This window comes from Acinetobacter sp. UBA2063, assembly GCF_002333245.1.
In the GTDB taxonomy this organism is placed as follows: Bacteria; Pseudomonadota; Gammaproteobacteria; order Pseudomonadales; family Moraxellaceae; genus Acinetobacter; species Acinetobacter parvus.
Genome location: NZ_DDAH01000086.1, coordinates 1 through 12,019, shown reverse-complemented (window position 1 = coordinate 12,019; position 12,019 = coordinate 1). Strand labels below are relative to the sequence as shown.

Genomic DNA, 12,019 nt, shown 5'->3' with positions numbered 1-12,019 from the left:
AACCATGAAAAAATTAGCAATTGCATCGGCACTGTTATCTGTACTTGCAGTGACAGGAACCGCTCATGCGTATCAAGCTGAAGTGGGTGGTTCATATACCTATACAGATTGGGACGATTTTGATAGCACAAACAATTTTGGTGTGGATGGGACTTATTATTTCAATCCTGTGCAAACCCGTAACGCACCACTTGCTGAGGCTGCGTTCTTAAACCGTGCCAGCAACGTGAATGCAAAGATTGACTATGCCAGCAATAGCGGTGTGAAAAACTCTGAATATGGCGCTGGGGTTGAATACTTCGTACCAAACAGCGACTTTTACTTAAGTGGTCGTTTGGGCCGTACCGAACTTGAAGTGGACAACACCCCAGTGGATCGAAAAGTAACAACTTATGGCGCTGAAGTGGGTTATTTACCAGCACCAGGCTTGTTGCTTGCATTGGGTGTGACTGGCTACGATGAGAAAGACGGTAAAGATGGTGCAGACCCAACCGTGCGTGCCAAGTATGTGACTCAGGTAGGTGGTAATGACATCAACCTTGAAGCCTACGGCGCATTTGGTGACCTGGATGAATACCGAGTTAAGGTTGACTACTATCTTGACAAAACCCTGAGTGTCGGCGCTGACTACTACAACAACGACTTAACTGATCGTGATGAGTGGGGTATTTCTGCGAAGAAATTCTTCAACCAGCAGGTCAGCCTTGAAGGCCGTATTGGCTTCGGTGATGACTACAATACCTATGGTATCCGTGGTGCATACCGCTTCTAATTCTCTCCAGAGAGAATATAGGGTCTGTTGATCTTTAACAGACGCTAAGGAATCCACCCTTTATGGGTGGGTTTTTTATTGGCTTAAATATACAACCTGAAGTTGCAGGCTGGTGATACCATTAAAAACATTGCGTTCCAGCGTATACACCAGGTCGACATAGCTCAGCATCGGATTGAACTCAAAACGGTCTGCCGCATTGAAAGCAATGGCATCCACAACCTGCTGTCCGAGCGCCAGTTTTAGCTTTAAATGCTGGTCTTTCAACCAGCGATAGTCGATGACCTTAAAGCTTCCCTCAAACTGTGGCAACGGAAACTTCTGTCCCCACGGACCAAGTTGTTCGATCTGGTCCAGTGTGCTAAGGCTTACTGCCATATCAGGTAATATCCCATCCGTCCACAAGGTTGCCTGAAACAACTCCTGATCCATTTCAGCAATATATTGGGTGAAGATCTGCCTAAATTCCTCAAAATGGGCTTTATTCAGGGTAAGGCCAGCGGCAGCGGCATGTCCACCAAAATGGCTGACCAAATGGGGATACCGCTCCGCCACCTGTTCAATGGTGTCGCGAATATGAATGCCCTCAATGGAACGCGCCGAACCCTTGATATGAATGCCATCCTCATCAGGGGCAAACACCAGACTGGGACGATGGAACTGTTCCTTTAATCGCCCAGCGACAATCCCAATCACACCCTGATGCCACTGTTCATCAAACATCACCAAAGCCGCGGGTAAATGTTCCGTTTCCAGTTGAATATGTTGTAAAGCACTGAGCGCCTGCTGCTTCATCGCCCCCTCAACCTGACGGCGCTCGATATTTAACTGGTTTAATTGCTGTGCAATTGGATAGGCAGTTGCCATATCGGGCGCAAGCAAGCACTCGATCCCTATTCGCATGCTTTCCATGCGACCCGCCGCATTGATACGTGGTCCAAGCACAAAACCCAGATCCTGTGCTTTTAAGGTTGCCGCATCTCTTTTGGCAATATCCAATAATGCTAAAATTCCTGCACGACATTGATATTGCTGAATTCGTTTTAAGCCAGCATCCACTAAAATACGGTTATTATAATCAAGCGATGCAACATCAGCATAAGTCCCCAATGCAACCAAATCTAAATACTGAGTGACTTTACTAGTACTTTTTCCCTGCTGAGAACGGTAACTGGCTAATTTTGCTAGTACATAAAACGCAACGCCAACACCTGCAAGTGCTTTACTTGGAAAAATGCAACCCAGTTGATTCGGATTGACCACTGCTTCAGCGTTTGGCGTAGGTTTTGTCGTCAAATGATGATCGGTAATGATGACCTGCATCCCTAAAGCTTGGGCAGTCTCCACCCCTGCATGGCTCGATATACCATTGTCCACGGTAATCAGTAAATCTGGCTGATAGGTCTGCTGTGCCAGTTCAGCAATTTTAGGCGTGAGTCCATAACCGTACTTAAAGCGATCAGGCACTAAATATTCAACGTTCGCCCCCATTTCTTTAAGAACTAAGATCATCAATGCAGTACTGGTCGCGCCATCGGCATCATAATCACCAATAATTACGATCTGTTTTTTTTGATCAATCACTTGATCAATTAATTCAACGGCTTGATCTAATCCTTTGAGATCAGGTGGCAATAAATGCTTGAGTTTTAGCTCAAGCTCTTGTTCCGATTGCACTCCACGTCTCGCCAATATCTCAGCAATAAACGTAGGCACGCCCTGAAATTGTTCAGGGCGTGTCAAAAATGGTCTTTGTTGAATTTGAATCATGGTCATTTATGGCATCAAGCGTTGAATAATCCAAAGTCCGTTACGTTTTTCATAACTTAAACGATCATGTAAACGATTCGGACGCCCTTGCCAGAATTCATAATAATCAGCATCTAAGCGATAACCACCCCAAAATTCGGGTTTATCCAACTCAGCTTCATGTACTTGATTTTGTAAGTTTTGAAAACGCTGTTGTAATAACTCACGGCTTTCAATGACACCACTTTGTGGCGTACTAATATGTGCTGCAATTTGACTATCACGTGGACGCTTGTGGTAATAATCCGTCGATTCCTGTTCTGGAATCTTGGAAACCTGACCACCGATACGCACCTGACGCTCTAAACTCGGCCAGTAAAATAAAATTTCAGCATAAGGATTTTCCGCAAGGTCTAATCCTTTCTGACTATCATAATTGGTGTAAAAATCATAACCAGCTTCTGTCGCACCACGTAACAAAACAGTTCGCACGTGTGGGCGACCTTGAGCATTTGCTGTCGCCAAAGACATCGCATACGGTTCATGTAATTGAGCAGTGAGTGCATGATTGAACCAATTCAAGAATTGCTCATGGGGATTTACACTCATCTGGGATTCGTGTAACTCACCTTGTTCATAACTTAAACGAAGTTCACTCAGGTCTTTAATGACATCATTCATTATTACTCTCCTTTAAGCAGCTTGAGCATGAGCTCTGACTGCATCGGCTAAATGATTTGCGATGGCATCCACTTCCTGCTGTTGATCTCCCTCAACCATGACCCGAATCACAGGTTCAGTACCTGATTTACGAATCAAAATACGTCCACGACCTTTCAATTGTTGTTCAGCTTTCTCAAACTCTTCAACCAGCGCAGGGATTGAGTAGGGCTCAATCATCTGTTGCAAACGAACATTGATTAACACCTGTGGAAATAATTCAAAGTCTGCAACTAATTCATGTAATGCTTTGGCTTGCTCAACCATCACCGTTAACACTTGTAGAGCGGCAATAATCGCATCGCCAGTGGTGCTTTTATCCAGCGTTAAGATATGACCAGATGGCTCACCACCTGTGACCCAACCATTTTCTTCTAATGCCTGTAATACATAGCGGTCACCGACTTTTGCGCGTACAAAATCGACATCCGCTTTCTGTAATGCTAACTCAAGTGCCATATTACTCATGACTGTTCCAACAATACCTGTTGGTTTATTTTTGGCCTGAGTTGCAAGGATATACAGAATATGATCACCATCTACCAGCTGACCATTTTTATCCACCATCACGACACGATCTGCATCACCATCAAACGCAATACCTAAATCGGCTTGGTGATCAACCACGGCCTTTTGTAAAAATTCAGGATGGGTTGAGCCACAGTTTTCATTGATATTTAAACCATCTGGTTCATTAAAAAGCGGGATCACTTTCGCCCCAAGCTCACGGAATACAGATGGTCCAACGCTATACGCAGCACCATGGGCACAGTCCACCACAATTTTTAAGTCATTTAAGTCAAAATGGTATGGAAATGTTGATTTACAGAATTCGATGTATCGCCCGTTGGCATCTTCCACACGAACACTTTTACCTAGGTTAGCCGTATCATCAATCACTAAATCTTTTTCTAATTCTTGATTGATCTCATTTTGTAAGGCATCTGGGAGTTTTTTACCTTCACCTGAGAAAAATTTAATCCCATTATCAAAATAAGGGTTATGTGATGCTGAAATCACAATGCCTGCATGTGCATGCAAAGCACGTGTTAAATGGGCAATCGCAGGGGTCGGCAATGGCCCAAGTAAATGCACATAGACACCTGCGGCATTTAGGCCTGCTTGTAAAGCCGCTTCCAGAATATAGCCTGATAAACGCGTATCTTTACCCATAACCACAATTGGTTTGTTTTTAGGACTATTTCTTTTTAATACTTTTCCTGCTGCAAATCCTAATTTTAATGCAAATTCAGGGGTAATCGGCATTTGTCCAAATTTGCCACGAATTCCATCAGTTCCAAAATAGCTCATTCTTTACTCGCTTTCTTATCTTTATATGACGTATCGTCATATTATTTTTCATCTGTTTTACTTTACACCAAAACAAAAAAACCGTCAGTCCACTGACGGTTTTTTTATTGCCAAAATTACTAAAGATCAACCTACACGGTAGTTTGGTGCTTCTTTAGTGATCGTCACATCATGCACATGCGATTCCGACATACCTGCTGAAGTAATTTTCACAAATTTCGCATTTTGACGAAGATCTTCAATCACAGATGAACCTGTATAGCCCATAGAAGAACGCAAACCACCCATCATTTGATGGATGATATTTCCCATTGGACCTTTGTATGGAACACGACCTTCGATGCCTTCTGGGACCAACTTTTCAGCACCTGCTTTAGAGTCTTGGAAATAACGGTCAGCAGAACCTGTTGCTCCCGCCATTGCACCCAATGAACCCATACCACGATACGCTTTATAGTAACGACCTTGGAAGAATTCCACTTCACCTGGCGCTTCTTCAGTACCTGCAAGGAGTGAACCGACCATAATCGTGCTCGCACCTGCGCCAATCGCTTTCGCCATATCGCCAGAGAAACGAATACCGCCATCTGCGATCAATGGAATTTGATCTTTTAATGCATTGGCAACGCTATCAATTGCCGAAATTTGCGGCATACCGATACCTGCCACAATACGAGTGGTACAGATCGAACCAGGGCCAATACCCACTTTAACGGCATCTGCACCTGCATCTAACAATGCTAAAGCTGCATCACCTGTTGCAATGTTTCCACCAATCACTTGAACTTGAGGATAATTTGCCTTTACCCAACGTACACGTTCAATCACACCCGCTGAATGACCGTGTGCCGTATCTACGACAATCACATCTACACCCGCATCGACCAATGCTTCCACACGGCTTGGTGTTTCTACGCCTGTACCAACTGCGGCACCAACACGTAAACGACCAAGGTCATCTTTACAGCTGCTTGGATAGCTTTCCGCTTTACGGAAGTCAGTAACTGTAATCAAACCTTTGAGTTCATTGTGTTCACCAACAACTAGAACTTTTTCAATACGATGCTTTTGTAGCAATGCTTGAATATTTTCTTTCGACTCACCTTCACGAACAGTCACTAAACGGTCTTGACCCGTCATGATGTTGCTGACGGGTTGTTCAAGATTGGTTTCAAAACGAGTATCACGGCCTGTGACAATACCCACAACTTTGCCATCTTTTACAACAGGTACACCGCTAATATTATTCGCTTGGGTAATTGCAATAAGTTCACGTACTGTCGTTTCAGGCGTTACTGTGATTGGGTCTTTCACCATTCCAGCTTCGAATTTTTTTACACGGCGTACTTCCGCAGCTTGTGCAGCGATATCCATGTTTTTATGCAAAATACCAATACCGCCATTTTGCGCCATTGCAATCGCCATACGAGACTCAGTCACTGTATCCATTGCAGCAGAAACGAGAGGGATATTAAGTTGAATTCCGCGAGTTAAACGTGTCTTTAAGGAGACATCTTTTGGGAGAACAGTTGAGTAGGCAGGAAGTAATAAGACATCATCGAAGGTCAAGGCTTCTTGAACGATGGTCAGCATAACAATCTCACTGGTAATTTCCGTGAGCTATTATAAACAAATTTTGCCGTGATTTTCATTTTCTATGATGAAAATAATTTATAGGCACTGACTATCCCTGTCCTGCCTTAAAAAATTCTAACTGATCTCGGCTGGAATACTGAACACATATTCATTCATCAGGTCCACCCCGCATTCAAGTCCCTCAATCCAGTCCAGAAACTGGTTGATCATCTCTTTTCCAACAAATGCAGTCCCGTGTTGCGGCACGATCATATCAATATCCATTTGACGAACCATATTCACCCACAAACGAATGACCTTGTTGGAACACATATAACGCTGATGGAAGCCTTTCATCTTCTTGATATGAGCTTCAAAATCGGTAATCGGCTGGTTGGCATCATCAACAATTGAGGCGCCCATATCCCCTGAAAAAAGAATTTTGGCGACTGGATCATAAAACTGGAAGTTGCCTACCGAATGCAGGAAATGGGCTGGAATGGCAACAATCGCAGACTCACCCAATGCAATCACCTGACCTGTATCAGGTAGCTCAATCAGTCGTTCCTCCCAGTCTCCTTTCATGCGGTCGCTCATAAATGCAGAGTTTAAGTGCGGTAAAAAGCGTGCCCATAGCTTGGATGCCACCACCTTGGCATCAGTGTAGACCAGCCAGCGCGGCATTGAGGTAATAATGTCAGGATCTTGATGCGATGCCATAACATAGTCCAGGTTTTTCAGTTTAGTATAGCGGTTTAACTCCATGGTTAAGGGCACATAGGTCAAGTCTCCCCCTGGATCAAGCACTGCGGCGCGGTCATGGTCAATAATCAGGAACTGGTTGGCCTGAATGCCCTCACCTTTCACTAAACTGGTAAAACTAATGCATTTATGTGTGCCATTATCAAATAGTATTTGCGATGTAGTCCGCTCAAAGCTCATAACAACCCCAGAAAAAACCTTTAGATATGAAATATTTTAATTCCATAACAAAATAATGGGGTTTAGCCCATGTTTCAATCTAATATTGGACTTTTATCGTAATTTATAAGAAAAAACCCATAACAAGGTATGGGTCCTGTTTATATGCCTGGGAATGGGTACTAGAAATAATAATGCTGCACCAATGCCGAAATACCCACAACAAGGAAGATCGCGGCACCAATTTTATGAATCAATGAGATGGGGAGCTTATCTGCCAGTTTGTCGCCAATAAATACTGCTGGCGCATTGGCAATCATCATCCCTACCGTTGTTCCACACATCACCCAAAACACACTGTCAAAACGTGCCGCAAGGGCAACCGTGGCAATCTGGGTTTTATCACCAATTTCTGCCAGAAAAAACAGGATAAAGGTGGCACCAAACACACCAAATCTCTGCCATTTATTGATGCTTTCAGTTTCATCACCCAGTTCATCTGGGATCAGCATCCAGATCGCCATGCCAATAAAACCAAGCGCAAGAATCCACAATAGAATTTCAGGACTCAATACTGTAGTGATCCATTGTCCCAACACAGCCGAAAGACCATGATTAATGGTGGTGGCCAGTAAAATGGCAATTAAGATGGGAATCGGTTTACGGAAACGCGCCGCAAGCAGCAATGCCAGCAGTTGGGTCTTGTCACCCATTTCAGCAAGGGCAACAACTGAGGTGGAGATGAGAAATTCATACATGGTTGAATGCTCTGGCTAGCAAAATATACCGATGACCTATCCCTCCTGCTAGCCAAAATCAAATGGATTGATTGCAGAGTGATAAATCAAAGGTCTTGCCAACAAAAGCACAGCTGAAAAGCTGTTTTTGGTTCTTTGCTATGATGACCATGTTCTGTTGAACAATTATGTTGATCATCACCTCTCTACTTTGCGTAAAGAGCGGCTACTCCCCAATGAAGTGGTTTTATTTTACCAAAGAATTAAATCGTTTTAAATCGCTAGACTCAAAATTTTTGGTAAGTCCAAATTAGCATACGGACGATGCCCAGTAAAAAGGCCAAATAGACACTGAGGCCAAGAAAACCAAAGCTGCCCCAGCCACTTGCGCCACCCACATGCTGTGCCTGATATTCCATTGCCATGACCATCGTCGCCACCAGCATTTCCAACCCCATAACCACATACATCACCCAATTCCATGGAAAATGCAGGAAGCTGACCCACAACCCCATCAGGACAAAAACGATGAGTAGCAATGGCAGCATCACCCGATAAATCACCAACATCCTTGCACCAATTCTAAAAAAGTGTTTTGAATAATGAATTTTTATTTTATCGCAATTACCAAATAAATGATCATCATAAAAAGAAAACCCCGCTTAGGCGAGGTATTCTCAATTTAAAAATCTTTACAGCAACAAACTTCGAATATCCTTTAACAGTTTGGTCAATTTATTAGTAAAACGCGCCGCATCCGCACCATTAATCACCCGATGGTCATAGGACAGTGACAAAGGTAACATCAAACGAGGATCAAAGTCTTTGCCATTCCACACAGGCTGCATGGTTGCAGGTGAGATACCCAGAATTGCCACTTGCGGCCAGTTCACCAATGGCGTAAACGCTGTTCCACCAATACTGCCCAGACTGGTAATGGTAAAGTTGGCCCCTTGCAAATCTTTCGGTGATAACTTACGATCACGCGCTTTTTGACTTAGCTCAGCCAATTCCATCGCGATTTGCTTAATGGATTTCTGGTCAGGATTACGCAATACAGGAACGGTCAATCCATCAGGGGTTGCCACCGCAATGCCCATATGAATTTCGTTACGCAGCAGCACCGACTTCTGGTCATCTGCCAAGTGCCCAGCAAAATAAGGCTCCTCTTTCAGCAAATGGGCAACCGCTTTGGCAATAAAGGCCAGGATGGTCAAGCTAATGCCCTGCTTTTTAAAGCCGTCTTTAAGTTCGCCGCGCCATGCTTCCAGTTCAGTAATATCCGCCAAGTCAAACTGTGTCACTTGAGGGATGAAGTTATTTAATGACAATTGCGGCACAGACACCTGCTGCAAGCGTGTCATTGCCTTTACTTCACCACCGCCAAAGGCACTAAAATCTGGTAATGCTGGTAAACCAGCAGTGACTGCTGCCGCTTGGGATGAGGACGCAGCCTGTGGCACGGTGAGTCGTGTTTTCACATAGGCAAACACATCTTCTTTCATCACACGGCCATGCTCACCCGAAGCTTTTACCTGAGCAAGCACCACTCCCAGTTCACGCGCCAGTTTACGCACGGCGGGGCCTGCATAGACTTTGGCATTATCTGCTTCCTGTGCCTTGGTCAGTTTCTCTGTCTGCACAGGAGTGGCTGGTGTCGATGCTGTCGGTTGCGGCTTCGCTGTGGCTTTACTTTCTGCTGGAACCACAGCCTTAGGCTTTGCTGGGACAACCTCCTCGCCACTCACCTCAATGATTGCCAGCGCCATGCCCTGACGGACTTCCTGATTCGGTGACACATGGATGGCTTTCACAATACCCGCAGATGGGCTTGGCACCTCAACCGAGGCCTTATCAGACTCAACCACACACAGGCTTTGCTGTGCTTCGACATGGTCACCCACATTCACCAGAATTTCTGAAACCAATGCCTTTTCCACACCCAGATCAGGCACGGTAATTTCTAGCTCACCTGTTTCTGTACTGGATGAGTCAGTTTCCTGCGTTTTATCTGGTTTGGCCTCTGGTTCAGATGGCGTATCGGTGTGTGTAGTCTTGACCTGAATCAATACCACACCCTCCTTAACGCTGTCGCCCTCCTTGATCTGGACCGCCTCAACAATACCAGCAACTGTACTGGGTACTTCCACTGTAGCTTTGTCCGACTCAACCACCACAATGCTCTGTTCAGGTTCAATCTGATCACCGACTTTCACCAGCACTTCCGCAACCAGCGCCTTTTCCACGCCAATATCTGGAACTTTCACATCAAGCACTTGGCTGGAAGCTGCTGCCTGAGTAGTTTCAACTGCTGGCTTAGCTTCTGGTTCTGCTTCCACCACAGGCTTTTGTTCTGCTTTTGCTGCATCGGACTCTGGCTTATCCTGCGCAGGTGATTCAGCAGTTTGAGATTCATCTTCCAGCTCGATCAGTGCCACGCCTTCTGTCACCTCATCACCTTGCTGAACCAAAATATTTTTGACGATGCCTGCCTTGGTACTTGGCACTTCGACCGTTGCCTTGTCGGACTCCAGCACCAAAAGGCTGTCATCGACCGCAACATGATCACCGACTTTCACCAGAATTTCCGCAACCAGCGCCTTATCTACGCCAATATCAGGTGTTTGGATTTGCATAATCAGTTCCCCTCACCTGCTTGATATTCATGATATTCAGCCACCGCCTGCACCTGAGGATGCTCTTGCGGTGCCCATGCCACTGGACGATCTGTATCCAGCTCAAATGATGAAATCGCATCCTTGACCAGACGGTTTTCCACCTCACCTTCATCTGCCAGTTTCTTCAGGGTTGCTACCACGATATGGGCCGCATCTACACCGAAATAACTACGCAGGTTGCCACGGGTATCCGAACGGCCATAACCATCGGTACCCAAAGTCACGTATGGACGGTTGTCTGGTAGATAGCCACGGATTTGCTCGCTGTAGGCACGCATATGGTCTGTCGCAGAAACCACAATACCATCAGTATGGCGTAACTGTTTTGATACCCATGACTCTTGTGCTGTCTCTGTCAGTGGATGTAGACGGTTATATTCATCACATGCCATCCCATCACGCGCCAGCTCATTAAAACTGGTGACACTCCACACATTGGAATGAATTTGATATTCATCACGCATAATTTTCGCGGCTTTAATCACTTCACGCAGAATCACACCTGAACCGAGCAATTGAACAGTTGCCTGCTCATCTTTCTCTAATAAATACATGCCGCGTTTAATGCCCTCTTCAACCCCTGCTGGCATTTCAGGATGCTCATAGTTTTCATTCATCACCGTAAGATAATAGAACACCCGCTCCTGATCCTGATACATGCGTTTCAGGCCATCATGCACAATCACCGCAAGCTCATAACCAAAGCAGGGATCATAGGCAACACAGTTTGGAATGGTACTCGCCAGAATATGAGAATGGCCATCCTGATGCTGCAGGCCCTCACCGTTCAGTGTGGTACGGCCAGCGGTTGCGCCAAGCAGGAAGCCCTGTGCCTGTGCATCACCCGCTGCCCATGCAATGTCACCAATGCGCTGGAAACCAAACATGGAGTAGTACATATACATTGGAATCATCGGCAGGTTATTGGTTGAATAACTGGTGCCCAATGCCGCCCATGCGCTCATTGCACCCGCCTCGTTAATGCCTTCCTGTAGCATGTGCCCATCTTTGGCCTCACGGTAGTTCATGAGTTGCTCATTGTCTTCGGGCGTATATTTCTGTCCGTGTGCCGCATAAATGCCCAGTTGACGGAACATCCCCTCCAGACCAAAGGTACGTGCCTCATCGGGTACGATCGGCACCACATGGTCCTTGATGGCCTTTTCCTTCAATAATGCCGAGATCAGGCGCACCATCAGCATGGTGGTGGACTGCTGCTTCTCACCACTGCCTTTCAATACAGCATCAAAAATGGAAAGCTCTGGAATTGGCAGGGAGGTGCTGTTCTTACGGCGCGCAGGCAGGTAACCCCCCAACGCCTCACGACGCGCTTTCATATATTTCAGTTCAGGCGAGTTTTCCGCTGGGCGATAGAATGGCAGCTCTTCAAGCTGCTCATCATTGATCGGCAAATTGAAACGGTCACGTACATACTTCAATGAATCAAGCTGCATTTTCTTGATCTGGTGGGTTTTATTGACCGCCTCGACTTCATCGGACAAACCATAGCCTTTAACTGTCTTGGCTAAAATAACGGTTGGCTGTCCCTTGCTCTT

General features: G+C 45.5%; 10 protein-coding genes and 1 riboswitch. Of the genes, 1 reads left to right on the top strand and 9 read right to left on the bottom strand.

Annotation, left to right across the window (positions count from 1 at the left end; all coding sequences use genetic code 11):
- Positions 1 to 4: 4 nt before the first annotated feature.
- Positions 5 to 772: a putative porin gene (locus B4H32_RS03715; protein ID WP_286800044.1), complete on the top strand. Its 768-nt coding sequence runs from the start codon at positions 5 to 7 to the stop codon at positions 770 to 772.
- Between the two features lie 75 nt (positions 773 to 847).
- Here B4H32_RS03715 and recJ read toward each other — a convergent pair whose 3' ends face one another.
- From recJ to B4H32_RS03670, 9 genes are all read right to left on the bottom strand, one after another.
- Positions 848 to 2,548: a single-stranded-DNA-specific exonuclease RecJ gene (gene recJ / locus B4H32_RS03710; RefSeq protein ID WP_286800043.1), complete on the bottom strand. Its 1,701-nt coding sequence runs from the start codon at positions 2,546 to 2,548 to the stop codon at positions 848 to 850.
- Complete coding sequence (gene pdxH / locus B4H32_RS03705) at positions 2,549 to 3,202, bottom strand: pyridoxamine 5'-phosphate oxidase (RefSeq protein ID WP_004760445.1); 654 nt, start codon at positions 3,200 to 3,202, stop codon at positions 2,549 to 2,551.
- A gap of 12 nt (positions 3,203 to 3,214) precedes the next feature.
- The gene (gene glmM, locus B4H32_RS03700; RefSeq protein ID WP_286800042.1) at positions 3,215 to 4,552 is read right to left on the bottom strand and encodes a phosphoglucosamine mutase; all 1,338 of its coding nucleotides are present in this window, start codon (positions 4,550 to 4,552) and stop codon (positions 3,215 to 3,217) included.
- 126 nt (positions 4,553 to 4,678) lie between these two features.
- Positions 4,679 to 6,145 (bottom strand): IMP dehydrogenase, encoded by a 1,467-nt coding sequence (gene guaB, locus B4H32_RS03695; RefSeq protein ID WP_004756912.1) that lies wholly within the window; start codon positions 6,143 to 6,145, stop codon positions 4,679 to 4,681.
- Between the two features lie 117 nt (positions 6,146 to 6,262).
- A complete protein-coding gene (locus tag B4H32_RS03690; protein ID WP_004679002.1) occupies positions 6,263 to 7,069 on the bottom strand; it encodes an MBL fold metallo-hydrolase in 807 nt (268 codons plus the stop codon).
- Between the two features lie 161 nt (positions 7,070 to 7,230).
- Positions 7,231 to 7,806, bottom strand: a complete 576-nt coding sequence (locus B4H32_RS03685; protein ID WP_004683535.1) for a TMEM165/GDT1 family protein — start codon at positions 7,804 to 7,806, stop codon at positions 7,231 to 7,233.
- A gap of 84 nt (positions 7,807 to 7,890) precedes the next feature.
- A riboswitch (yybP-ykoY riboswitch) is annotated at positions 7,891 to 8,032 on the bottom strand.
- Positions 8,033 to 8,072: 40 nt separating this feature from the next.
- Positions 8,073 to 8,354, bottom strand: a complete 282-nt coding sequence (locus tag B4H32_RS03680) for a hypothetical protein (RefSeq protein WP_010589234.1) — start codon at positions 8,352 to 8,354, stop codon at positions 8,073 to 8,075.
- A gap of 123 nt (positions 8,355 to 8,477) precedes the next feature.
- Positions 8,478 to 10,421 carry a 2-oxo acid dehydrogenase subunit E2 gene (locus B4H32_RS03675; RefSeq protein ID WP_004683538.1) on the bottom strand — a complete coding sequence of 648 codons (1,944 nt, stop codon included), beginning with the start codon at positions 10,419 to 10,421 and terminating at the stop codon, positions 8,478 to 8,480.
- 2 nt (positions 10,422 to 10,423) lie between these two features.
- Positions 10,424 to 12,019: transketolase-like TK C-terminal-containing protein (locus tag B4H32_RS03670; protein ID WP_414630946.1), on the bottom strand; the 1,596-nt coding region annotated here is incomplete at its 5' end.